Origin of the sequence: Hymenobacter sp. PAMC 26628, assembly GCF_001562275.1 — a bacterium.
GTDB lineage: Bacteria > Bacteroidota > Bacteroidia > Cytophagales > Hymenobacteraceae > Hymenobacter.
The window spans coordinates 468,352-491,664 of the sequence record NZ_CP014304.1 but is presented as its reverse complement, the minus strand read 5'-3'; the positions used below and the strand labels follow the sequence as shown (position 1 = coordinate 491,664).

Annotated in this window: 21 protein-coding genes; 4 read left to right on the top strand and 17 right to left on the bottom strand. The window is 59.6% G+C overall.

The features are described 5' to 3' along the window. Positions 1–384: 384 nt before the first annotated feature. Positions 385–1,368, top strand: a complete 984-nt coding sequence (locus AXW84_RS02465) for a PstS family phosphate ABC transporter substrate-binding protein (RefSeq protein WP_068228181.1) — start codon at positions 385–387, stop codon at positions 1,366–1,368. A gap of 54 nt (positions 1,369–1,422) precedes the next feature. Beyond that, positions 1,423–3,072 (top strand): tetratricopeptide repeat protein, encoded by a 1,650-nt coding sequence (locus AXW84_RS02460; protein WP_068228178.1) that lies wholly within the window; start codon positions 1,423–1,425, stop codon positions 3,070–3,072. Positions 3,073–3,149: 77 nt separating this feature from the next. Here the strand turns inward: AXW84_RS02460 and AXW84_RS02455 are convergent, their stop codons facing one another. From AXW84_RS02455 to AXW84_RS02385, 15 genes are all read right to left on the bottom strand, one after another. Continuing rightward, on the bottom strand, positions 3,150–4,199 hold the full coding sequence (locus AXW84_RS02455; protein WP_068228175.1) for an RluA family pseudouridine synthase: 1,050 nt from the start codon (positions 4,197–4,199) through the stop codon (positions 3,150–3,152). Between the two features lie 74 nt (positions 4,200–4,273). After that, entirely contained in the window at positions 4,274–4,918 is a 645-nt protein-coding gene (locus tag AXW84_RS02450; protein ID WP_236943228.1) for an OmpH family outer membrane protein, read from the bottom strand. A gap of 49 nt (positions 4,919–4,967) precedes the next feature. Further along, positions 4,968–5,639, bottom strand: coding sequence for an OmpH family outer membrane protein (locus AXW84_RS02445; protein ID WP_236943227.1), 672 nt, complete (start codon positions 5,637–5,639; stop codon positions 4,968–4,970). A 41-nt stretch (positions 5,640–5,680) separates the two neighbouring features. Then, positions 5,681–8,203 (bottom strand): outer membrane protein assembly factor BamA, encoded by a 2,523-nt coding sequence (gene bamA / locus AXW84_RS02440; protein WP_082773653.1) that lies wholly within the window; start codon positions 8,201–8,203, stop codon positions 5,681–5,683. 15 nt (positions 8,204–8,218) lie between these two features. Continuing rightward, a complete protein-coding gene (locus AXW84_RS02435; RefSeq protein ID WP_068228153.1) occupies positions 8,219–8,965 on the bottom strand; it encodes an isoprenyl transferase in 747 nt (248 codons plus the stop codon). A 161-nt stretch (positions 8,966–9,126) separates the two neighbouring features. Continuing rightward, positions 9,127–9,894 carry a type IX secretion system protein PorG gene (locus AXW84_RS02430; protein WP_071889794.1) on the bottom strand — a complete coding sequence of 256 codons (768 nt, stop codon included), beginning with the start codon at positions 9,892–9,894 and terminating at the stop codon, positions 9,127–9,129. A gap of 51 nt (positions 9,895–9,945) precedes the next feature. Then, the gene (locus AXW84_RS02425) at positions 9,946–10,845 is read right to left on the bottom strand and encodes a DUF6089 family protein (RefSeq protein ID WP_071889791.1); all 900 of its coding nucleotides are present in this window, start codon (positions 10,843–10,845) and stop codon (positions 9,946–9,948) included. A gap of 138 nt (positions 10,846–10,983) precedes the next feature. After that, positions 10,984–11,877 (bottom strand): NAD kinase, encoded by an 894-nt coding sequence (locus tag AXW84_RS02420; RefSeq protein WP_068228146.1) that lies wholly within the window; start codon positions 11,875–11,877, stop codon positions 10,984–10,986. Between the two features lie 75 nt (positions 11,878–11,952). Next, positions 11,953–13,401, bottom strand: a complete 1,449-nt coding sequence (locus AXW84_RS02415) for a POTRA domain-containing protein (protein ID WP_068228144.1) — start codon at positions 13,399–13,401, stop codon at positions 11,953–11,955. Positions 13,402–13,432: 31 nt separating this feature from the next. Further along, entirely contained in the window at positions 13,433–14,110 is a 678-nt protein-coding gene (locus tag AXW84_RS02410; protein ID WP_068228138.1) for a CBS domain-containing protein, read from the bottom strand. Between the two features lie 184 nt (positions 14,111–14,294). Then, the gene (locus AXW84_RS02405) at positions 14,295–15,077 is read right to left on the bottom strand and encodes an alpha/beta fold hydrolase (protein ID WP_068228137.1); all 783 of its coding nucleotides are present in this window, start codon (positions 15,075–15,077) and stop codon (positions 14,295–14,297) included. 9 nt (positions 15,078–15,086) lie between these two features. After that, positions 15,087–15,701, bottom strand: a complete 615-nt coding sequence (locus AXW84_RS02400; RefSeq protein ID WP_068228136.1) for an anthranilate synthase component II — start codon at positions 15,699–15,701, stop codon at positions 15,087–15,089. A 140-nt stretch (positions 15,702–15,841) separates the two neighbouring features. Beyond that, positions 15,842–16,372 carry a CvpA family protein gene (locus tag AXW84_RS02395; RefSeq protein WP_068228133.1) on the bottom strand — a complete coding sequence of 177 codons (531 nt, stop codon included), beginning with the start codon at positions 16,370–16,372 and terminating at the stop codon, positions 15,842–15,844. Positions 16,373–16,589: 217 nt separating this feature from the next. Then, complete coding sequence (locus AXW84_RS02390) at positions 16,590–17,054, bottom strand: GatB/YqeY domain-containing protein (protein WP_068228131.1); 465 nt, start codon at positions 17,052–17,054, stop codon at positions 16,590–16,592. 89 nt (positions 17,055–17,143) lie between these two features. Further along, positions 17,144–18,166: a hypothetical protein gene (locus AXW84_RS02385; protein ID WP_068228129.1), complete on the bottom strand. Its 1,023-nt coding sequence runs from the start codon at positions 18,164–18,166 to the stop codon at positions 17,144–17,146. Between the two features lie 112 nt (positions 18,167–18,278). Between AXW84_RS02385 and AXW84_RS02380 the strand changes: the two genes are divergently transcribed. Together AXW84_RS02380 and AXW84_RS02375 are read left to right on the top strand one after the other, a co-directional pair. Continuing rightward, on the top strand, positions 18,279–18,995 hold the full coding sequence (locus tag AXW84_RS02380; protein ID WP_068228127.1) for a pyridoxine 5'-phosphate synthase: 717 nt from the start codon (positions 18,279–18,281) through the stop codon (positions 18,993–18,995). Positions 18,996–19,149: 154 nt separating this feature from the next. Continuing rightward, positions 19,150–21,318 (top strand): T9SS type A sorting domain-containing protein, encoded by a 2,169-nt coding sequence (locus AXW84_RS02375; RefSeq protein ID WP_068228125.1) that lies wholly within the window; start codon positions 19,150–19,152, stop codon positions 21,316–21,318. 83 nt (positions 21,319–21,401) lie between these two features. On the opposite strand, the gene AXW84_RS02370 is transcribed toward AXW84_RS02375, so the two are convergent. After that, complete coding sequence (locus tag AXW84_RS02370; RefSeq protein ID WP_068228122.1) at positions 21,402–22,397, bottom strand: AAA family ATPase; 996 nt, start codon at positions 22,395–22,397, stop codon at positions 21,402–21,404. Positions 22,398–22,454: 57 nt separating this feature from the next. Further along, a complete protein-coding gene (locus AXW84_RS02365) occupies positions 22,455–23,147 on the bottom strand; it encodes a GAF domain-containing protein (protein ID WP_162268240.1) in 693 nt (230 codons plus the stop codon). Between the last annotated feature and the right edge of the window lie 166 nt (positions 23,148–23,313).

Sequence of the window (23,313 nt, the reverse complement as noted above, 5' to 3'; positions counted from 1 at the left end):
CAACTCGTGGGGCCCTAGTCGAACCATTTGAAGTAATGGAACGGTTTTAGCTGATTCCCAACCGGCTTTTTAGGCCGTTTCCAATCTGCTTAATGCTTAACATACCTACCACTGAAGAGCGCCTGGGCCGGTCACCGCGGCACCTTGTGCGCTACTTCCTGCTTTTCATGTCGCTGGTATATGCGGGCATGGGGGCCTGGCTAGCTTGGACGGTTGGCCAGCCCGCTAGCCCCGTGACCATGCACTTTGCTCAAATTGGCCTCACTGGTAACCGTTTGAGGTTGTTGGGGCTGGTTTTCATCATATATGGCTTGGTACGTTTTGTACGAAGCTACCGCGCCAACTTCCGCCCTTCTTCCCCCTCCGACGCCGATGACCTTTCCAATGGCTAAGCCTGCTCATTTCCTTACCGCACTGGCCGGTGGCTGGCTATTGCTTGCTGGCTGCCAGTCAAACAGCGGAGCCGGTGGCACTGATACCGCCACCAGTGGCAGCGTGGCAGTGGCAGTTGACGAGACGTTTGCGCCCATTCTGCAAGCGCAAGTTGATACGTTTGGTAAGTTGTACCCCGAAGCGCACGTCAAGCTGCATTTTGAGCCAGAGGAAAACATGATGGTAGACCTTCTGAACGATAAGGTGAAGGTGGCCGTGGTTGCTCGCGAGCTAAATGCGGAAGAGATTGCCTCCTTTGCCAAGCAAACCATCGTGCCCCGCACCACGCGCATTGGCATCGACGGCTTGGCCATCGTTTTGCATCCGTCCAACCCGGATTCGATGTTGACAATTAATCAATTGTGCGACATATTTACTGGCAAGAGCAAGACTTGGAGCCAGGTCAGCAACCAAAAGAAACTGGGTGATATTAATGTTGTCTTTGATGCCAACCGTAGCAGCACCGCTCGTTTCGTGCGCGACTCACTGACGAAGGGGGCCCCACTTACGACGCGGGTGTTCGCAGCTTCGTCAAATCCGGCTTTGCTTGACTACGTAGCGAATCATCCTAACGCAATTGGTGTAGTAGGGGTGAATTGGATTTCTGACCACGATGACCCGGCAGCCATGAAATTTCTTCAAAAGGTGCGCGTGGCTAGCATCACAGCCAGGCCCAATCCGAAGCCTGACGATTACATCCAGCCTTACCAAGTTAACTTGGCCCAGAAGACGCCGGAGCAAATAGCCAAGTACCCCGAACTTCAGAATTATCCTTTGCGCCGCAACCTATACGTCATCAACCGGGAGGCTCGCACCGGTTTAGGCAGTGGGTTTGCTTCATTTGTGGCCGGCAAAAACGGCCAGCTGATTTTTCAAAAATCTGGGCTGCTGCCAGCCCAAATGCAAGCACGGGTCGTGACTACTCCCAAACGTTAGTCGCTATTCTGCGTAAAATTCATTAAATCCTCTTTTTTCACCAGCCCTCCTCCAATGAGTTTCAAGCCCTGGAAACAGCCCCTGCTCGCTGCCGCCGCTTTGGCAGCCGGTACTACGGCGGCCACCGCCCAAACCAACAATGTGCAGACCTTAATTCAGCACGAACGCTACAACGAGGCCAGGGCCGCGTTGAGCCAAGGCAGCACGCCGGAGAATGCTTTCGAATTAGGCCGCATCTACCAGTTCCGGGACATGCCCGATTCAGCGGCGTTTTACTTTAACAAAGCTAGCGGCTCTTCGCCCTTTGGCCAGGTTGCCGCCGGCCGTGCTTTACTGGCTAAAGGCCAGATAGCGCCGGCCGATGCGCAGTTTGATGCGGCGGCGAAAGCCACCAAAAACAAAGACGCCAAGGTATTGACTATGATTGCCCAGGCTTACGCCGAGGCAGATGGCGTGAAGACCGTTGACAAAGCCGTGACTTTTGTCAACAGTGCTCAGACCGCAAACAAGGGCAAGGTGGATCCTACGCTGATGCTGGCCCGGGGCGAAATGTATATGAACACCGAACAAGGCGGAGGCGAAGCCATGAACAGCTTCGACCAAGCCATTGCGGCCAACCCTAGTTTCGCACCGGCTTATTATGAAAAAGGCGTGCTGAATGTGCGTGCCCGTAACTACAACGAGGCCCGCACCAACCTCAACAAAGCCGTTGAATTGGATCCGAGCTACGCCCCTGCTTACCGCGAGTTGGCCGACATGTACTACTACGCTGGCCAGTACGACCAAGCACTGAGCACGTTCCAGAAATACGTGGGCTTATCGGAGAAGTCTCCCCGTACCGATGCGCAGTATGCTTCTTTCCTATACTTGACGAAAAAGTATCCAGAGGCTCTCACGGCAGTAAACGGCGCGCTGCAAAGCGACCCGAACAACCTCACCATGAACCGCCTGAAGCCATACTTGCTGTATGAAACCAGCGATTACGCTGGGGCAGCTACGGCCATGGATTCGTACATGAAGTTGGTACCGGCTGGCAAGATTCTTCCTGAAGACTATGTGTACCAGGCGCGCATATTGACGCGGAGTGGCCATCCCGACGAGGGCATTGCTATTCTGCAGAAGGCTATTGCTTCCGCTCCCGATCCTGCCAAGAAGGCTGAACTGGAGGGTGATTTAGCCTCTGCCCTTCTTGCCAAGAAAGATTATAACCGCGCAATTGGCCTGATTAAGAAAAAGATCAACGCTAACCCTGATAAGAGTGATTTGGTAGATGTATTCCGCTTGGCCTCAGCGTACGACAACGCTAAGAAATATACCCAGGCTGACAGCGTGTACAACGTTATTTTGACGGCTAAGCCAACTTACGGCCCCGGCGTGCTGGCCCGGGCTCGCACAAACAACAACCTAGACCCGGATTCGAAGAAAGGCTTAGCCAAGCCGTACTACGAGCGCTACATTGAGCTCTCGAAGGCGGAAGGTGCCGACCCGGCTAAATTCCGCAACGGCTTGATCGAATCGAACTACTACCTCGGGGTGTACGATTTGCAAGTAAAGAACGACAAAGCCGGTGCTAGCACCTACTTCCAGCAAGTGATGGCAATCGACCCGGCCAACAAAGAGGCTAAGAATGCGCTAGATATCATCAATGCCAAGCCGCGTACTACGACTACTAAGAAAACCACTACTACGGTTAAGAAAAAGTAGTTTTCCGATTAGCTAGTAAATGAAGAGGCCCCGTTGCAATACTGCGACGGGGCCCCTTTTGTGTGCGTAATGCCTAGCTACTGCTGGGCAGCGTAGGTTTCCCATTTAGCCAATGCAGCAGCAAAATCAGGGGGTAATTCTGCTTCAAAAAACACCTCCTGGCCCGTAGTGGGTTGCACAAAGCCCAACGATTGGGCGTGCAAGGCCTGCCGTGGGAGCAACTGGAACGTATTTTCCACAAAGGCGCGGTAGCTGGCGGTGTTGGGGCCCACCCGAATGCGATTGCCACCGTAGGTGGCGTCGTTGAATAAAGGGTGGCCCAGATACTGCATGTGGGCCCTTATTTGGTGGGTACGGCCGGTTTCAAGCACGCAGCTGATGAGCGATACGGGCCCATAGCTGCGCAGCACCTCGTAGTGCGTTACGGCCGATTTCCCTTGCTCACCGTCTGGGTATACCGCTTGCACCTTGCGGTCGCGCACGCTCCGCCCAATATGGCCCCGGACGGTTCCTTTGGCTTCTTTGGGGGCCCCCCATACCAGGGCCAGATAACGCCGCCGAATGGTGTGGTGGAAGAACTGCAACGAAAGGTGCGTCATGGCAAATTCCGTCTTGCCAATCACCAGCAGCCCGGACGTATCCTTATCGATGCGGTGCACCAGGCCCGGACGAATCTCACCGTTGCGCCCCGTGGGGAGGTTGGCCAAGTGGTACGCCAAGCCGTTGACAAGCGTGCCCTCCCAATGCCCAAAGGCTGGATGTACCACCATTCCCGCTGGCTTGTTTACAATAAGCAAGTCGGCATCTTCGTAAGGAATGTCCAAATCCATGGGTTCGGGCAAAACTTTGCCCGTACGCGGCGGCTCAGATAGAGTCACCGTGATGGTATCGAGCGGCTTAATTCGGTAGCTAGGTTTTACCACCTGGCCGTTTACCTGCACGGCCTCGGCCCGAATGGCCTCCTGCACTTTATTACGTGAAGTATTACCCAGCCGGTGCAACAAAAATTTATCGATGCGCAACAACTCCTGGCCGCGGTCCACCACAATGCGGTGGTGCTCATATAATTCGTCACCGCTTTCAGAATCGTTGGCGTCAATCTCAGGGCCCTGTTCAGCTTCAGTCATAGCAACAGAAAAATATTCCAACAAAAAGGCCAGGGCTTGCGCCCTGGCCTTTCGCACTTGCAAGCACGAGTTGCTTACTTCTTGCTTTTGGTTTTAGTCTTGTTCACGCCAGGGGTGGCGGCCGCAGGGGCGGCGGGCATGGTCGCAGCGCCCGTAGTCGGGCCCGATTTCAGCGGGGCTGGAGCGGTAGGCGTGATACCCATTTTCTTCAGCACGATTTCAGAGATATCTCCTTCTTTGGGGCCGTGCAGCAGCGTCGGGGTATCACCGTCCGAGTTCAACACGTAAGTATAACCGTTCTCGGTGGCTACGTCATCAATTGTCTTTTGCAGCTTATCAAGGGCCGGGCGCAACAAGCTTTGCTGCTTCTGCTGCAACGACTGCTCAGCGCTACGCTGAAACTCCTGGATAGACTGCTGCAAGCCGGTTAACTCTTTTTCTTTGTCGGCCTTCACCACGTCGGTCATCGTGTTGGCGCTCTTTTGGTAAGCGTCCAGCTTACCCTGGTACTCGGTGTATTTGCTTTTCATCTGCGCCGCCAACTGTTCGTTGTAGGTCTTCAGACTTGATTCAATTTGCTTGCTCTCGGGCATTTGGCTTAGCACATACTGCACGCTGGTGTAGCCAATTTTGAGCGGGGCCTGGGCTTGCGCAGAATTAGCGGCCAGGGTGCCAGCGGTCAGCAGAGCGGCGGCCAACGTCAAGCGGAGGGTTTTCACGGGATTCATCAAGGGAAAAGTTTCAGAGAAAGTGTAGATACAAAGGTAGTTATTTTGGGCTCTTCCTAGCTGCACGGCTCGGCTTAGCTTTGGCAGGCGTGTCAGGAGTGCTCGAATCCGATTCGAAAGTAGGGTCGGTCGCCGCGGTTTTAGGCGGCGTCACCGTCTTTACGGGGCCCTTAACGCCGGGCTGATTGCGGTCTTCAGCGGCCAAGCCCAGTTCCTCCAGTACAAACTCGGTATAGTCGTAGGTCGGGTTGGTGTACAATAAAGTCAAGTCGCCAGCCTTATCGATGATCATGGCTAACTGTTTTTTCTTAGCCACCTTTTCGCACGCCTCGAATACCTTATCCTGCACTGGCTTATTCAATTCCTGGCGCTTCTTGAAAAGTTGGCCTTCGTAGCCAAACTGCTTGTTCTGGTAGGCCTTTACTTCTTGCTCTTTCAGCAAGATTTCGTCCTGCCGCTTTTTCTTCATCTGCTCAGTTAGCACCACTTCTTCGTCGTGGTAGGTACGCTGTAAGCGTTCCAAGTCCTTCTTCTGCGCTTCAATCTCCTTTTGCCACGTCGTCGACAAGGCATTCAGTTCCTGCTGCGCCTTAGCAAAATCGGGCATTTTGGCCATGATGAACTCCGAGTCAACCCACCCGAACTTCTGGGCCTGGGCCCCGGGGGCTGCCAGCAGCATCCCCACCAACACGCCCCAAAAACCTATTTTCATGCGCATCGAACAAAGGAAGCGGCCGCTAAGTGCCCGCCAAACTAGCGGATCTGCTGGCCAATGATGAAGTGGAAGTGGTTAAAGTCTTGCTTGGTATTCACGCCGGGCAGCGGCACCACTGCGTCGAAGCCGTGGCCAAAGTCAAACCCTAGCAAACCAAATGCCGACATGAAAATGCGGGCCCCGACGCCTACCGAGCGGTACAACTTGTAAGGGTTGTAATTATTGTAGGTATCGAACGAGTTGCCGGCTTCGGCAAAGCCCAGCACGTACACCGTCGCGGCGGGGTTCAGGCTAACGGGATAGCGCATCTCTAGCACATACTTATTGTAGATGATGCCCCCGTTCTGCTGTGATTGCGCCGTTGGAATGGCGTAGGAAGCGTTCGGGTCGTCGTAACCGCGTAGGCCGATGTAATCGGTGCCCACGATGAAGTTGCCGCCGCCGTTGTAGCCCAGGCCGGCACCACCCATTTTGAAGCGTTCAAATGGGCCAATGTCACGCGTGCCGTACGAACCCAGAAAACCAAAGTGAGCCCGGGTGTTCAGCACCAGCTTGCCCACGATGGGGGTGAACCACGAAGCATCGAACATCCACTTATGGAATTCCAGCCACTGGTTGGCGTCGGGGTGGGCCCCCGGGAAGATGGAGTAAGGCGGCGTCAGGCTTAAGCTCAAGCTCAGCGACGATCCCCGGCGCGTGAAGGTCGGGTTGTCGATGCTGTTGCGTGAAAGCGTTGTGTTGAGGGTAATGTTGTTGAACGTGCCAGTGGCCGCGCCCGTGGTCAGCAGCGAATAGTTCTGTGTCTGGTAATGGCTGTACGACAGCGAGTTACTCAGCGTGAAATAGTCATCCGGCACCCGCAGTTGGCGGCCCAAGCCCACAGTGGCGCTATTCACTTTGATGAAGCTACCCGTATTGGCATCGAACGTAGTGCCGAGGCGACTAATGCTACGGTTCAGACTGAAGGATAGCGAGTTTGGACGACGGCCACCCAACCACGGCTCCGTGAAGGAGAGCGAGTAAGCCTGGTACTGGAAGCCGTTGGCTTGCACGTTCAGGGCCAAGCGCTGGCCATCGCCGGCGGGTACCGGCGTCCAGTTGCGTAGCGTGCTGGCTTTACGCATCGAGAAGTTGTTGAACACCAAGCCCACCGTACCGATGAAGCCAGCATAGCCGCCCCAGCCGCCCGAGAGTGTCACTTGGTCCGAAGGCTTCTCCACCACTGTGTAATTGATGTCTACCGTGCCATCGGCCTGGTTTGGGATAGGGTTGATACCTACTTTTTCGGGATCAAAGTAACCTAATGTGGCCAGTTCGCGGTTAGAGCGGATGAGTAGCTCGCGGTTGAATTTATCACCGGGCAACGTCCGAATGGCCCGGCGCACCACGTGGTCGCTGGTTTTGGTATTGCCCGATATGTTGATTTCCTTAACGTGAGCCTGCACTCCTTCGGTCAGGCGCATCTCGATATCAATTGAGTCGCCCTCCACCTTTTTCTCCACCGGTTCAATTTGAAAAAACAGGTAGCCGTCGTTCATGTAAAGCGACGTAACGTCCTGGCCTGTTGGATTGTAATTCAGGCGCTTGTCCAACGTTTCCTTGCTGTACGGGCTACCTGATTTAATGCCCAATACCCCCGACAGCGTTTTATCGTCGTAGAGATAGTTGCCATTCCAAGTGATGTGGCGGAAGTAGTACTTGGGGCCCTCATCCACTTTGATAGTCAAAGCCAATCCTTTGTCGTCACGGACCAAGGTATCGCTCACGACAATGGCATCGCGGTAACCCTCGGCATTGTAGAACTCGACCAGCTTCTTCTTATCCTCCTCATATTCCGTCCGCTGGAATTTGCCAGAAGTCAAGAACTTATATGGCTTCCGCTCCTTAGTTTTCTTCAGCTTGCCTTTCAGCTTATAGTCCGAGAAGGCTTTGTTGCCCTCAAACGTAATGTCGTGGATACGGACCTTGTTGCCTTTATCCACATTGATGCGCAAAGCCACGCTATTGGACAGCGAAGAGTCCGGCACTTGTAGGATATTAACCTTAGTGTCTAGGTAGCCTTTATTAACGAAGAATTTGCGCACCTGAGCGCGGGTGTTATTCAATAACGCGTCGGTAACCACCTTGCCCCGAATCAAGGCAATTTTTTTAGTAAGTTCCTCCGTCTTGCCTTTGCTCATGCCATCGAATGTGAATTTCGATAAGCGCGGCCGCTCTTTCAGAGTAAAATCCAGGAAAATCTTGTCGCCTTCGATCCGGGCGATGGTCACATTTACGTCACCCAAAATGCCTTGGGCCCAAAGCTTACGGATGGCTTTACCAATTTCTTCACCTGGAATGGTAATGTTATCGCCTATCCGCAACCCCGACAAGCCAACGAGGGTATTGGGGTCGAGGTAGCGGGTGCCGCTCACGGTGATGCCGCCCAGTACGTATTTTTTGGGTTCATCAGCGCCCCCTGCCGGGCGCACGCCCGGGCTCTGGGCCTGGGCCACGCCCAAACTTCCCATCACCAACCACCCTAGCAGCAGAAACCAAGAAAAATTACGCACTGAAATCATGAATTGAATAAAATACTAGGAAACAGCGATTTGCTCGCTGGTTTTGCCAAAACGGCGCTCGCGCCGTTGGTACGCCCGAATGGCATCTTGCAAATGCTCACGCCGAAAATCGGGCCACAGCAAATCAGTAATGTAAAGCTCAGTATAAGCCAACTGCCACAGCATGAAATTGCTGATGCGCTGCTCACCGCTGGTTCGGATAAGTAGTTCTGGGTCAGGAATACCCGCCGTGGCGAGGTAGCCCGTGATACTGGCTTCGCTCACGTCAGCGGGTTGCACCCGGCCGGCTGCTACGTCAACCGCTAAGCGGCGCGCCGCCTGGGCCAAGTCCCAACGACCACTGTAGCTCAGGGCCAGCACCAAGGTCATGCGGGTACCGCCTTTGGTTAACTCCTGGGCCTCAGCTAACTCGCGCTGGCAACCAGCCGGCAGACTACCCGTGTCGCCAATAGACTGCAAGCGGATGCTGTTCTTGAGTAAAATCGGAGTCTCTTGGCGAATGGTATGCACCAGTAGCTGCATCAAGGCCATTACTTCTAGCGCCGGGCGATTCCAATTCTCAGTGGAGAAAGCGTACAGTGTCAAGTATTTTACCCCAAGTTGTGCGGCTTCTTCCACGGTTTCACGTACAGCCGTAATGGCACTCTGGTGCCCAAACACCCGAAGGCCACCTCGTTGCTTGGCCCAGCGGCCATTTCCGTCCATAATGACGGCCACGTGCGCGGGAATATTAAGAGAGTCGATTTCGGCCCGGCCGGTCATCGTTGCGGTTTTGATATAAGAGGCCGCAAGTTACGAAGACGGTTGCATCTGCCAGCGATGGTGGACCAATGTGGGGCCCCGGGGCCCTTGCTTCCACACAATAAAAGCCCGCCACTGTGCTAATATTTGGCACGGTGGCGGGCTTTTCAGTGGTTATCAAACTACCTCAACAACTGTTTATTGTTTTTGTATTGTGGCGGGCAGCGCACCTTATAAAAGGTATACGAAATGCTAAGGCCACTGTAATAATACCAGTCGTTGTCGTACGGGTTAACCAGCAAGGGGTCTTGGTCGCCCAAGTTGTCGAGTTGGTCGCTAAAAGTTTTGCGCACCCCTACTTCCAGGCCTAGGTTGATGTGTTGCGACAAAGCATATTTCAGTCCGGCTCCGGCTGGAATGGCAACTCCAAAATGTCCGCCTGAGCGGTTATAGTCCGGGCCTAGAATTGGGTTAGCCGTTTGGGTGCGGGTATTGGCGTAATAGCCGCCCACGCCCACGAATAGGTAAGGCGTAAAATGGATTTTTTGCTTGCGGGAACGGTAATCAATGAAATTGTATTCCATCGCCACGGCCGCTTCCAATATGCTCCCTTTCATGTTGGAGTCCCGGTAAGACTGCAAGGGAGGCGTACCGCCTCCTTCGCCGGTTACGTTGGCATCGTTGGCCCGAAGCAAGCCCGCCAAGAAACTTCCCCGCAACGTTACCGGCGCCGACACGTCGCGCCGGTAAAACGCAGTGATAGCTGGGCGATTATTGCCAAACTGGTATTGCGGCGAGATTTCTCCCCGGTAGTTGGTTACACCCAGGCCCAATCCCAATTCACTGGTACGTTGGGTTTCAATCTGAGCTTGGGCCGAGGCGCAAAAAAACGCACTCCCTGCTTGCACTAAGCAAACGAGGAGTGCGCAACGAAATGCATTAACTATCATTAAACTGAATAAGGCACTAAGCGCTGGCCAACAATGGCGGGCCATGATTGCTTAGCGGAATTTTGGGTTTTTGATACGAGGCGTCAAGATATAGTTTAACGACAAGCCGGTTACGGTGTACCAGTCGGATTTATTTTGACCGCGCTTACTGCCTTCGTTATCAAAGCTAGAAAAATCTCCTGTATGGCTTCGGGTAACACCGTAGCCAAAGTACTGCTTTTCAGTAAGGGCACTCGTTGGGGTACCAGGGGCAATACCTAAGGCAGTGGCTCCTAAATAATTGCCGTTAACGTCATCCAAAAAACCCGTGAAGGTTTTGCGAATACCAAACTCCAAGCTAGCGTCAAAGTTGCGGTTGATGCGGTAACGCACGCCACCACCGAACGGAATAGCGACCTGAAAGCGGCTGTAATCCGTACCCTCCGTGGCCAGCGGTTGCAAAGGAACGTAGTTGCCGTTGGCGTCGCGGCCTTTGGGGTTGTGATGAAAGCCCGCCAAACCAGCGAAAACGTACGGCACGAAGTCGGGGCGCTTCAAAAAGTTGTTGCGGTTTTGAATGAGGTCGATGATGACTACGCCGGAAAGCTCCACAATGTCGTTTTGGAAGTTGGCGTTGCGATTGTAGCGGTACCGGGCGTTCTGATCAGTGGCATTAGCCGCCGTGGCGTCGTCGCCGTTGATGCGGCCGTACGACAGGCCCAAACGGCCCGACACCCGCGGGTAGAAGCGCCGGGTCAAGGTCACACCCACGTTGGGGCGGGTGTTGTTAAATCGGAAACTGGCAAAGCCTGTCTGGGGAGCCAAGTCACCGAAATAATTCATGGCGTTAATATTAAAGCCAACCGAATTATACTGTTTGCGCTTGTTGAACTGTTGCGCATCAGCCCGCGAAGAACCGAGCAACGCCAGTCCCACTAATAAAGCAGTGGGATATGTGAAGATATGTTTCATAAGGCATCAAAAGTGAATAGCGTAGATCGAAGGCGAAGCGGAAAAGTACCAATAGCGGACTCTCAGGTATTTACAAAAGTAGAGACTGTTTGGAACTTAAAAAAATTTATGGACAATTTTTAGACTTACGGCAACTTATTAACCCAGCACCGAACTGGGGTTGCGACGGTCGAGTCCCCAATTCAGTTTGCTGCGGAGCGTACTCAAAAAATTGACGTGATTTAGCTTGACCAGTCGTGCGCAGAAGCTTTCGCGGCGCACAGCCATCTGCACATTCGCATCAACAGAGATGGAGCGGGAGTCGAGCGAAAGCATATAATTGGAGCTACGACCCTCAATTTCAAAGGAAAGCACGCTTTGGTTAGACACAACGAGGGGCCGCACGTTCAGATTGTGGGGGCATACGGGCGCAATGATAAAATTGTTGGTTTGGGGAACCAATACAGGGCCCCCGCAACTCAGCGAATAGCCCGTGGAGCCGGTGGGCGTGGCTACCACAAGGCCATCAGCCCAGTAGGAATTCAAATATTCACCATCAATGTAAGTGTGCACGGCAATCATCGAAGCCGAGTCTCCTTTTAAAATACTAAATTCATTCAACCCAAAGTTCAGCCCGCCAAATACGTCCGGGTCGGTATCAACGCGAATGAGGCTGCGGTCATCAAACACGAAATGGCCTTTATATAGGGCGTCGATGGCCTGGCCAATGCCCTCAGGGGTGACGGTAGCCAAGAAACCCAGCCGGCCGGTGTGGATGCCCAGAATAGGAATTTGCAGGGCCCCCACGTAGGTCACGGTGTCGAGCAAGGTGCCGTCGCCGCCGATGCTGAGCACGAAATTGGTGCCCCGCAGCGAGTCGCCGCGCCGGAAACTGGTGGTGTTGGCGGGCAAGCGCAGGGTGTTGTCCAGGTAGGTGCGAAAGGACTCCACGATGCGCACTTCGGCCTGGCGGGCAGCCAAATCGTCGAGAAGGGCTTGGATGGCCGGGGCGGCATCCTCTGCGAAGGGCTTGCCAAGGATGGCGAATTTCATGTGGTCGGAAACGGTAAGTGATGCGAATAACGCACCTGGAGCTGCTTCGCGGGGCGCAGGGCCTCGGCGGCGGCTTCAGATGGGGAAGGTGCTGCGAAAAAAATACCCAGCTTGGCCCAGGCCGTTTCGGGTGTATTCGAGGGTGAACACCCGGTCGTAGTACGTGACCAAGTGCAAACCGAGGCCCGCTGAGCGCAGCAAGCGGTTGGGCAGCTGGTTGCCGGGTGGGGCCCCGGGGGCCACTACGTAGCCCGCGTCGGCGAACAGGTTGAGGTAGGCTACCAGCGGAATGGTGTTGATTTTAGGATTATTGATGCCAGCCAAGTGAATTTCGCTGGCGTTGAAAAGCCGGTAGCTCAGCCCCTGCTGCACAAGGCCGTAGTGGCGGCCATCGACGACGTACGCGTCGTAGCCGCGCACCAGGGCGTCGTTGCCCAGGGCGCGCGCATCGGCGTAGGCCAGGGCCCTGGTGAGGCGCACTTGTCCGTTCAGCTCGAACGCGTAATAAAAGCGGTGGCCGAGCGAAAAATAATGGTCGTAGACCAAGCGCAGAGTGGTAAGGGCCGGCAGGTCGGGGTTTAGAAAGACGCGGTGCGCTAGCAAGCCCTGGGCAAATTGCCCGGTGAGCGGATAGGCGAAGGTATTGCGCTGGTTGAGTGTGCTGACGAGGCTAAAATCGAGGAACTCGCGCGCGGTGCGGCCCAGGAAATAGTTGGGGTTGTCGAAGTTCACCGAATCCAGAATCTGCTCGCGGTGGTACGAGGCGTCGAGGGCGGTGAGGAACTGCACCGTGTGGCGCAAGCGCAGGCCCCCTGAGGCATAGAGCCGCTGGATGGGGTAGGCGTCGTCGGCGCGGTAGGCTTGCAGGCGGTCGCCAAGGGTGCGGAAATCGACGGAGCGGCTCTGGGAAAAAGAAAAGCCGCCGCCCACGCCCACGCGGCGGGTGCGGCCCAGGCCGGGGGCTTCGTAAAACACTTCGTACTTGGGGTTAAACCCCAATTGCAAGTTGGCCGTTAGCTGCTCGTTGCGGCCCCGGAAATTGTTGCGTACCAAATGGATGCCGTAGTCGAGCCGCCGCCAGCGGTCGGGCCGGTCGAGCCAAGCGCGGAAGTTGCGGTCGGCGATGGAAAAGATGGGCACCGGAAACGTATATAGCCGCTCCTGCACCACAAACAGCAGCACTAGCTGGCCGTTGCCCTGGCAACTGGCCTGCACCAGCACCGTGTGGAAAAGCTGGAGGTTAAACAACCGGCGGCGGTTGGCTTCGAGGCGGGCAGGCAGGTCGGCCAGGTTGAGGGTATCGCCCTCGCGGATGTTTAGCTCGGCCCTTAAGGTGCGTTCGCGCGTCACGCGGTTGCCCACTAGCAGCACCACTGCCACCCGCGCCCGGGCCGGGGCCCCCTCGCAGGGCAAAATGCGCACCAGCGTATCGGTGGGAGCCACCACGGGGGGCAGGGCGCGGGTAGCACGTAGGGGCAACGTGTCGGCCAGGGCGGGCCCCGGACTGGCCAGCCACCCCAGCAAAAACAATAGAACGCCCAGCACCCGTTTCTCGCTACACGCTCAGGTAGCGCAGCAGGCCGTCGTAGCGCTCCTGCTCGTCCTCACTCACCTCGCCGGCGCCGCTGAACTGGGCCGTCACCACGTAGCCAAATCGCTCGAGCGTGGCCACGATGCGGGCCAGGTTGTCGGTGTTCAGCTTCAGGGTGAGGCGGATGCGGTACGGGTCCTGCTCGTCGGGCATGGTATGGGCGTTGACAATCTTGGCCTTGTTTTCCTCCACGTAGCGGCTGATTTGCGAGAGTGAGTAATCGCGCTCGGCCATGCTGAGCACAATGATGCCGCCCTGGCCGGGGGCCGACGTTTGGGGCCCGAAGGCGGCCAGCGCGTCGGCTACCGTCACCACGCCCACGTAGGTGTCGTCGTCGTCCACCACCGGTACCAGCTGGAGCTTGTTTTCAATAGCTAGCTCCACCACCCGAAAAAAGTGCTGGTCGGGCCGCACGAATGTTTCACGAAAACCCAGCGTAAGTTCGGAAAGTAGCGTGTTGGGGTCTTCAAAGTCGGCCAGATCGGCCTCCGTTACCAGGCCGCAGTACTGGCGCTCGGCCAGCACCGGCAACTGGCCCACCCGAAATTCGTCGAGCCACCGGGCGGCTTTGCCCAGCGAGTCGGTGCCCTTGAGGGGCGGAATCATTTCGTTGAGTAAATCTTCAGCGAGCATGGCTTGCATGGGCGGGCGGGGCGAAAAAACGCGGCGCCGGGGCGGACGCACGTAAGATGAGAAAACGGGAATAGGGCAACCTGTATTCAGTCGGTAGCGATAGTTGGGGAAGTGGTAAGCGGGAAAGTCAGTGGAGGCCCGGGCCACGGGGCCCTGAGGACCCCACCGGCAAAAATTGCGCCGGGCCGGCGCGTCAGGCCAAAACGGCGGGATGCGGCTCAGTCTTTCGCAAGAACCGGCGCAAGTAGGCATTGAAACCGGCGGGGCGCTCCATCATCGGGGCGTGGCCGCAGTGGTCGAGGAAGGCCAGCTCGGCCGCGGGCAGCAGGCGGGCAAAATCGTGGGCCACCGGCGGCGGGGTGATGGTATCGTTCAGGCCCCACACCAGCAGCACCGGCACCTGGATGCGGTGCAGCTCCTTGGTGAGGTTGTGGCGCTGGGCCGAACGCGCAATGGCAATGATGCGCAGGCACTTAGAATTGGAGTTGGTGATGCGAAAAATCTCATCAACGAGCTCCTTGGTAGCTACCGCGGGATTATAAAAGGTGTAGGCCACCCGCTCTTGCACGAAGCCGTAGTTGCCGCGCTTGGGAAACGAGCCGCCCATACCGTCCTCAAACAAGCCGCTGCTACCCGTGAGCACCAGCCGGCTCACCCGGGCCGGGTTGTCGAGGGTGTATACCAAGGCTACGTGCCCGCCCAGCGAGTTGCCAAGCACCGCGAAGGCCGGCGGCAACTCCAGCGCCGCCACGAAGCCTTCGACGTAGCGCGCCAGGCCCGGCACGCCAGCCTGCGCCAGCGGCATGTCGTAGATGGGCAGCAGCGGAATGAGCACCCGGTAGCCTGGCCGAAAGGCGTCCACTACGTCGGCCCAGTTGCTGAGAGCCCCAAACAAGCCGTGCAGCAGGAGCAGCACGGGACCCTCGCCTTCGTCGACGTACTCGTAGCCTTGGCGGTGGTGGGTCTGCAGTTCCATGGAAATATACTAACCGGCCGCGGGGGGTACGGGTTTCGCAATGTTACAAAACCGCAGCCAATTGGCCAACATCGCCCGGCCGTCGGGCGTCAGCAGGGCTTCGGGGTGAAACTGCACCCCAAACAGCGGCCACGTGGCGTGGCGCAGGGCCATCAGCTCGGGCGGGCCGGGGGCCCCGGTGGTGCGGGCCAGTGCCACTAGCGCCGGGGGTAGCGGCTCGCGCAGCACCAGCGAGTGGTAGCGCGTGGCGGGCGTGACGGCCGGCAGGCCCGCCGCCAGCGCCGCCCCCGGGGCCCAGGCCACGTCCGACACCTTGCCGTGCATGGGCCGGGCAGCCCGCCCCAGCTCGGCCCCGAAAAACTCGCCCAGCGCCTGGTGGCCCAGGCACACGCCCAGCATGGGCACCCGCGCGTGGTAGTGGGCAATGACGGCCGGCATGACGCCTGCCGCCGCCGGCACGCCGGGCCCCGGCGAGAGTACGATGCCGTCCCAGGCCGTTTGTTGCAGCTCGGCCAGGGGCACGTCGTTGCGGCGTACCACCACCTCAGCCCCCAGCTGGCGCAGGTAGTCGGCCAGGGTGTGGGTGAAGGAATCGAAGTTGTCGAGCAGCAGTAGCTTTTTCAAATGTGATGAATTAAAAGATATGCAAAATGTGAAAATGTGTGCGATGCGGCAGGTGTCCGAATTTAGCTCTAACCGCTGTGCTTTCTGCACTTTCAAACCGCCGCTTTTTCAATTTCCACATCTTCACATCCCCACATTTTTCAATTCTTTGTAAACGCGGTTTTCATGCGCGTGAGCAGGCCCTTGGCCACGGGCAGCACGTAGGCCGTGGTGCGCAGGGCCAGCGGCGTGGCCTGCCGCACCACGGGCAGCACCTGCGAGCCGGCCACCACTTGGGGCCCCAGCAGCGGCAGCCCGGCCAGGCCAGTGCCGTGCAGCAGCAGGCTCAAGCCGAGCAGCCACTTCAGCAGGCCCGCGGCTCCGCCCAGCAGGCTATCCAGGAAGCCCAGCGGGGTGAGGTGCAAGGCAGTCTTCAGCAAACCGCCCAGCCAGTGCACGCCCCACAGTATCAGCCCAAACACCAGCGCAAACGAGACAATCGGCAGCAGTCCGTAGGCTTCGCCCACGTAGTGCCGCACCACCGGTACTGTGGCCGTAAGCAGGCTAATACCCCCCACCACGGCCAGCACGAAGGCCAGCAGCGAGGCCACCTCCAGCACCAGCCCGCGCCGGAACCCTTTCACGGCCCCCACGCCAAGCACAAGTAGCAGGAGCAAGTCGAGGGCCGTCATTTTTTAAGGAGTGATTCGGTGAGTCGATGAATGGGTGAATGAGGTGGCGAGTGAGTAAATGGGGCCGTCATGCTGAGCGCAGCGGAGCGGAGTCGAAGCATCTCTACTGCCCAACTAGTCCAATCGATTGGTTTGCTGCTGCGGGAGAGATGCTTGGGCTGCGCTCAGCATGACGATTTCATTTACTAACTCACTCATCCACAAACTACTAATTTACCTACTGATTGGTATTATTCAGCAGATTGCTCACGACTTGCGAAATCATTTTGCCGTCGGCCTGGCCGCTTAGCTCGCGGGCGGCCACGCCCATTACCTTGCCCAAATCAGACGGCCCCTGGGCCCCTACGCGCTGGATAATGTGCACGAGGCGCTCGACCAAATCAGCCTCGGTGAGCTGCTGGGGCAGGTATTCTTCGATGACGGCCAGCTCGGCCAGCTCGTTGCCTTCGAGGTCGGAGCGGAACTGCTCTTTGTAGATGGCGGCGGCATCGCGGCGCTGCTTGGCGGCTTTGTTGAGGAGCTTCAGCTCGGCATCGGGCGTGAGGGCGGCGCCTTGAGCCCCTTCGGCGGTTTCGGCCAGCATGATTTGCGACTTGAGGGAGCGGAGCGCGGTGAGGCGCACCTTGTCTTTGGCCAGCATGGCTTGCTTGATGGCGGCGTCGAGGGTTTCTTTGAGGGGCATGGCCAGGGAATTGGGATGAGGGTGGGCGAACGGGGCCCGGGGCCCCACGTGCTGGCGCAAAATTACGCCGTAGCGGGCCGGCAGCTACTTTAGGCGCTGGCGCTGCCCGCCAGGGCCCCTATAAACTCCTGGGGCTGGTCGAGGTACAGCGCCAGCCGGCGCACGGTGCGGCGCGTGCCGTAGGGCCCCGCCACCACCACGGGCGCGGCAAACGTGAGCAGCACGTTGGGGCTGGCCAGCAGCACCTTGGCCGCGTTCAGGGTATCGGCCGCGGGCGCCGGGGCTTCGCTGATGGCCGCGGCCACCACCGCGGCACGGGGCACCGCCACTTGCCAGGCAAAACCCACGCGCACCACCAGCGCCTGGGGCCCCAGCAGCAGCGGGCACAGCCGCACGGCGTGGGTATGGGCCACCAGCAGCAACACGGTGTACAGGCTTAAAAACGTGAGCCAGTTGGCCGCCACGGGGTGCCAGTGGCCCACCACCAGGTGCGCCGCGGCGGTTTCGATGAGCGTGAGGAAGCCGGCCGTCGCCATCAGCGCCACGAAGCCCGACTCACAGTGGCCGCTGAAGGCGGCGTGGGCCGGGCGCGCCTCCACCGGGGCCCACCAGCCCAGCACGGCGTAGCGCAGCATGGTAGCTTCGGCCACTAGTACGACGCCCGGCAAGCCCAGCACCTGCTCCAAAGCCAGGCCCAGGCTGGGGCCCCAGCTCAGCTGCTCCCGGGCAGCGTGGTAGGCCCGCCATAGGCGCCGGGCGCGGGCCGCGGCAGCCAGCAGCGCCGCGCCTTCCAGCAGCGCGGGCAGGAAGGCCAGGGCCCGCAGGGGCTGCTGCCGGCTGGCGGGCAGCAGCCAAAAAGCCAGCGCCAAGCACGCCCCCACCGCGGCCCCTACGGTACTGAGGGGTAAGCCGTAGCGCCGCACCACCAGCCAGTAGAACAGCGCCGGCACCACCACTAGCAAGTCGAACACCACGGCCACCGGCAGCGCGGGGTGCTGGTAGAAAATGGCCCGCGTGGTGATGGCGTGCTCGGTGGCCACAATGGCCAGCGCCAACCCGGCAAATAGCAGCAGCGGGCGCAGGCGCGGGGTAATGGGGAAAGCTACGGTCATGAAAAAATGGGCAAAGCGGCAAACGCCGGGGCCGGCCGCCGGTTGTGTTGGGAGAAAGAACTACCCGACCTTCGCGGCCGAGTCTTTTGCCAGCAATATACCTTGCCTCCTTATGACTAAGCTCAGCGTCAACATCAACAAAATTGCCACCCTGCGCAACGCCCGGGGACCGCGCGCCCGCCCCGACTTGCTGCAAGCCGCCCGCGACATCGAGCGTTTCGGAGCCGAGGGCATCACGGTGCACCCGCGGCCCGACGAGCGCCACATCCGCTACCAGGACGTGCACGACCTGCGCACCACCGTGACCACCGAGCTGAACGTGGAGGGCAACCCCACGCCCGATTTCCTGGCCCTGGTGCGCGCGGTGCGCCCCGCCCAGGTGACGCTGGTGCCCGACGCGCCCGACGCCGTGACGTCCAACGCGGGCTGGGACACGATTTTGTACCAAGCATTTTTGCGCGACGTGGTGGCCGAGCTGCACGCCCACGGCAGCCGCGTCAGCATTTTCCTCGACACCGACCTGACCCTCGTAGACGCGGCCGCCGCCACTGGCACCGACCGCATCGAGCTCTACACCGAGGCCTACGCCCGGCAGTACGCCGCCGGCCGCGAGGCCGCCGTGGGGCCCTACCGCGCCGCCGCCGCCCACGCCGGCCACCTGGGCCTGGGCGTGAACGCCGGCCACGACCTCGACCTCGACAACCTGGCTTACCTGCACCAGCAGCTGCCGGAGCTGGATGAGGTGAGCATTGGGCACGCGCTGGTGGCCGACGCGCTGTACCTTGGCTTGGAAAACACCGTACAGCTCTACAAGCGGCAGCTGCGCTAGTCAGGGGCCCACTGCCGTCAACTGGGCCCCGGGCGCCGAGGCCCGATGGCGTTAGCGGCTCGCAGTCAATTATCTGGGGCTTAGCATAGCGGGACGTACGTTTCGCTTACCTTTAGCCAGAGGCGTAATTTTCACATTTTTCCTATCATTTCTTATGCTGAAACCGCTACTCTTTGCCGCCGCGCCCGCTTGGTTCCGGCGGGGGCTACTGGCGCTGGCCCTGCTGCCAGCCCTAGGGGCCCGGGCCCAGTCCATTGCTTATACCCCGGCCTCAGCCGCCAACGTGGCCGGCACCTACGCCGACCTGGGCACGGCGGGCACGGCCATTGCCACGGCCAACACCGACGACGCCAACTCGGCAGCCCAGAACATTGGGTTCACGTTTAATTTTAACGGCACGGCGTTCACACAATTCGTACTGAACACCAACGGCTTCGTGCGGCTGGGGGCCAACGCACCCTCGGCGGCGGCCCTGTTCCTGAGCGAGACGGCCAACATCGCCGACCCCATCCTCAGCCAGAACCCGGCCGACGTCAACATACTGGCCCCGTTTAACGTTGACTTGGCCCCCGGTGCGGCCGCTGGCGGTACCGAATACCGGGTAGTTACCACAGGTACGCAGCCCAACCGCGTGTGCACCGTGCAGTGGAAAAACGTGCAGGACAAAGCCGCTACCTACCCCACCCAGTACGCCAGCCTCAGCTTCCAACTCAAGCTCTACGAAGGCACCAACAACATTGAGTTCGTATATGGGCCCACGGTGGCGAGCACGGGTACCGCTACTGCCCGCTTTTTGGTAGTAGGCATCAAGGGTTCGGGGCGGAACGATGGCCAAACGGTGCTGGCAGAGAAAATAAACTCGAACAACGCCTGGTCAACCGCCACGTTCCGCACCGGCTACTACGCCAACGACGGCACCAACATCCTCTACACGCACAACTACCGCGCCGACGTGCCCCCCGACCTGGGCCGTACCTACCGCTTCACGGCCACGCTCCTGGCCGTAGCCGTGTACACGCTGGGCAAGGCCGCAACCTACGCCTCGCCCCTGGCCACGCAGGCGGGCGTGGTTAACTACTCGAACACCACCCTCACCAACCTGCCGGTAACGCTGACCGTGAGCGGCACCACCTCGTTCATCAACACGCAGACCGTGGCCTCGCTGGCGCCCGGTGCGGCGGTGCTAGTCACGTTCCCGGCCTTTCCCATTACGGCCACCAGCGGCACCAACACCCTGACGATAACGGTGCCGGCCACGGCCACCACCCCGGTCCTGTCGCAGGCCGTTACCCAAACGCTGTCGGCCTCTGACCTAAGCTTCCTCACGGCCGACCCAACTTTGGGCGCGGGCCTGACCACGGCGGGCAGCGTGCTGGCCGTGGGCTACCAGGTTGGTTCGGCCGTGCTCACCACCGTCACGCCCACTTTTGTGGGCACGGGCGCAACTGGCTCTACGTACCAGGTAGTGGTGTACGGAGCCACGGCCGCAGGCCAGCCCGGGGCGGCGCTGTATACGTCGCCCACCCGGCCCCGGCCCGCCGCTGGGGGCCCCGATGCAGTGGCCATTCCCAGCACGCCGGTCAGCGGGAAGTTCTTCGTGGGCGTGCGCACCATCGGCGCCGACAACATTGGGCTGGGCTACCAGAACGAGGTGCCGCTGCTGCGCCCCGCCACGTTTTACCTCACCACCGATGGCACCACTTGGGCCGACATCAGCAGCCTGGGGAGCATCAGCTCACGCCTGGCCATTGATGTAACGCTGGGCCCTGGGGCCCCCTGCGCACCCGTGACGGCCCTCAGCGCCATGCCCACCGGGGCCACCACGGCCACGGTGGCCTTCACGGCCGGCAGCGGTAACACCAGCTACACCGTGACCTACACGCCCACCGGGGGCACGGCCCGCACCGTGGCGCCAGCACCCACGGCCTCGCCGGTGCTGCTCACCGGCCTCACCGGCGGCACGGCCTACACCGTATCGGTGGTGGGCAACTGCGGCGGCGGCACGGCCACGGCGGCCTCCACCACCTTCACCACCGGGGTGCCCACGGCCACGCGCAACGCCCTAGGCGCCGGCGTGCTGGCCGCGTTCCCGAACCCGGCCAGCCGGGCCTTCACCCTCAGCCTGCCCGCCGTGGCCGGGGCCCGCACCGCCGCCGTGGTCCTGTACAACGCCCTCGGCCAGCAGGTGCAGGCCCGCACCGTTGCCCTGGCCCCCGCTGGCACCCAGGCCTTGCTCGACGTGGGCAGCCTCGCCCCCGGTATCTACACGGTGCGCGTGCAGGCCGGCAGCCAATCGGCCAGTTTACCCATTACACTGCAATAGGGCCCTGGGGCCCTGCCCAGCACTAGAAAGCCCCGCCAAGTACTTGGCGGGGCTTTTATTTTTTCACTTTTGGTTGACTAACGCTAGCTGCTGATGGGCACTTTACCCAAGATGGCCTCGATTAAATCCTGAGTGCGGATGCCGTCGGCCTCCGCCTCATAAGTTAGCAGGATGCGGTGGTTGAGCACGTCGGCGGCCACGTCCTTGATGTCTTCGGGCAGCACGTAGTCGCGGCCGGCCAGGTAGGCCACGGCCTTGGCGGCGCGGTGCAGGGCAATGCTGGCCCGCGGGCTGGCCCCAAACTGCACGGCCTGCGCGAAGTCGGGCAGGTCGTAGTCGGCCGGGCGGCGGGTGGCAAACACCAGCTCGATGATGTACTTCTCGAGCGTTTCGGAAATCTGCACCTGGTTGATTTGCTGGCGAATGCCTTGGATGTCAGCGGCCGTCAGCACCGGCTGCACGTCTTCCTGGAAGCTCAGGTTGGCCATGCGGCGCATCACTTCCAGCTCGTCGGCCTTCTTGAGGTAATCGACGTGCACCTTCAGCATGAAGCGGTCGACCTGGGCCTCGGGGAGCGGGTAGGTGCCCTCCTGCTCCACCGGGTTTTGGGTGGCCAGCACCAGAAACGGCCGGTCGAGGCGGTAAGTAATTTCGCCGATGGTGACCTGGCCCTCCTGCATGGCTTCGAGCAGGGCACTCTGCACCTTGGCCGGCGAGCGGTTGATTTCGTCGGCCAGCACCAAGTTGGCGAAGATGGGACCCTTCTTCACCTCGAACACCGACTGCCCCTGGTTATAAATCATGGTGCCCACGAGGTCGGACGGCAGCAGGTCGGGCGTGAATTGCACCCGCTGGAAGTGCAGGTTCAGCACCTTGGCCAATGTGGACACGGCCAATGTCTTGGCTAGCCCCGGCACGCCTTCGAGCAGGATGTGCCCGCCCGTGAACAGCCCAATTAGCAGCCGCCCCACCAGCACCTGCTGGCCAATCACCACCTTGCCCATTTCGGTGAACACCCGCTGGATGAGGGCGGGGTAATCGGGTGGCGTGGGGGCAGCAGCGGGAGGCGTGGGCAACATAGGCAAGGGCGTGAGTAGGGCCGCAAATTACACCAGCGGCCCGGGGCCCCAGCCGCGTCAGGTGCGCAAGGCCTGCATTTGCTCCGTCAGCACCGTAATTATCCGCAGGCTTTCCTCGCGGGCGGAGGCCTGGTAGGCCTGGGCGTTGGGCCCGTCGGCCTCCTCCCAGCCGGCCAGGGCCCCCAGGGTTTCCAGGCGCGTCACCGAACTCTCGATGCGGGCGTAGATGGCCTCCCACAGCTGCTGGTTCCAAGCGGGCTGTTGCAGCAGGTGCAGGCGCAGGTCAAGCAGGCCCATCACCACGGTGGCCAGGCGCGCCAGCAGCTCCGACTCGGCCGCGCTGAACGTGCGGGGCTCGTTGCCAATCACGCAGAGCACGCCGATGGGGTAGCCAGCCGCGGTGCGCAGCGTGTGGCCGGCGTAGAAGCCCAGGTGCAACCGATTCACCAAGAAGGGGCTAATTAGGTCACAGGGGTGCTCGTACAGGTTTTCAAAAATGGTGGTTTCCTCCCTCAGCAGGGCCACCGAGCACAGGGTTTCGCCCCGGTTCACTAGGTCTACGCCCGGCTCCAGCCCGTAGTTGAGGCCCAGGCTCACTTCCTCTTCGTCCACAAACGCCACAATACCGATGGGCACGTTGAAGAGCTTGGCCGCCAGGCGTACCAACTCCGAAAACGTCTCGTCCCGCATCGTATTCAGCAACTGGTACGGCCGCAGCGCTTGCAAGCGCTGCTCTTCGGCGAGGGGCAACGGGGCAAGCGGAGCGGTGGCCATACAATTATTTCCCGTTAAAACACTAGGCTGGTACCCAAAGATACAACCCCTCACCCTGCGCACCCGCCCCTATAGTCAAATAATAAGAACGCCTGCTCTCCGGGGCCCTATATTCTAACGACAAAGCCTCACTTCCGGGCGG

What these genes read in the sequence shown, in the direction of transcription:
- AXW84_RS02465 (WP_068228181.1), top strand. Translation starts at nt 385, where the DNA reads ATGGCTAAGCCTGCTCATTTCCTTACCGCACTGGCCGGTGGCTGGCTA.
- AXW84_RS02460 (WP_068228178.1), top strand. Translation starts at nt 1,423, where the DNA reads ATGAGTTTCAAGCCCTGGAAACAGCCCCTGCTCGCTGCCGCCGCTTTG.
- AXW84_RS02455 (WP_068228175.1), bottom strand. Translation starts at nt 4,199, where the DNA reads ATGACTGAAGCTGAACAGGGCCCTGAGATTGACGCCAACGATTCTGAA.
- AXW84_RS02445 (WP_236943227.1), bottom strand. Translation starts at nt 5,639, where the DNA reads ATGAAAATAGGTTTTTGGGGCGTGTTGGTGGGGATGCTGCTGGCAGCC.
- bamA (WP_082773653.1), bottom strand. Translation starts at nt 8,203, where the DNA reads ATGATTTCAGTGCGTAATTTTTCTTGGTTTCTGCTGCTAGGGTGGTTG.
- AXW84_RS02435 (WP_068228153.1), bottom strand. Translation starts at nt 8,965, where the DNA reads ATGACCGGCCGGGCCGAAATCGACTCTCTTAATATTCCCGCGCACGTG.
- AXW84_RS02430 (WP_071889794.1), bottom strand. Translation starts at nt 9,894, where the DNA reads ATGATAGTTAATGCATTTCGTTGCGCACTCCTCGTTTGCTTAGTGCAA.
- AXW84_RS02425 (WP_071889791.1), bottom strand. Translation starts at nt 10,845, where the DNA reads ATGAAACATATCTTCACATATCCCACTGCTTTATTAGTGGGACTGGCG.
- AXW84_RS02420 (WP_068228146.1), bottom strand. Translation starts at nt 11,877, where the DNA reads ATGAAATTCGCCATCCTTGGCAAGCCCTTCGCAGAGGATGCCGCCCCG.
- AXW84_RS02410 (WP_068228138.1), bottom strand. Translation starts at nt 14,110, where the DNA reads ATGCAAGCCATGCTCGCTGAAGATTTACTCAACGAAATGATTCCGCCC.
- AXW84_RS02405 (WP_068228137.1), bottom strand. Translation starts at nt 15,077, where the DNA reads ATGGAACTGCAGACCCACCACCGCCAAGGCTACGAGTACGTCGACGAA.
- AXW84_RS02395 (WP_068228133.1), bottom strand. Translation starts at nt 16,372, where the DNA reads ATGACGGCCCTCGACTTGCTCCTGCTACTTGTGCTTGGCGTGGGGGCC.
- AXW84_RS02390 (WP_068228131.1), bottom strand. Translation starts at nt 17,054, where the DNA reads ATGCCCCTCAAAGAAACCCTCGACGCCGCCATCAAGCAAGCCATGCTG.
- AXW84_RS02385 (WP_068228129.1), bottom strand. Translation starts at nt 18,166, where the DNA reads ATGACCGTAGCTTTCCCCATTACCCCGCGCCTGCGCCCGCTGCTGCTA.
- AXW84_RS02380 (WP_068228127.1), top strand. Translation starts at nt 18,279, where the DNA reads ATGACTAAGCTCAGCGTCAACATCAACAAAATTGCCACCCTGCGCAAC.
- AXW84_RS02375 (WP_068228125.1), top strand. Translation starts at nt 19,150, where the DNA reads ATGCTGAAACCGCTACTCTTTGCCGCCGCGCCCGCTTGGTTCCGGCGG.
- AXW84_RS02370 (WP_068228122.1), bottom strand. Translation starts at nt 22,397, where the DNA reads ATGTTGCCCACGCCTCCCGCTGCTGCCCCCACGCCACCCGATTACCCC.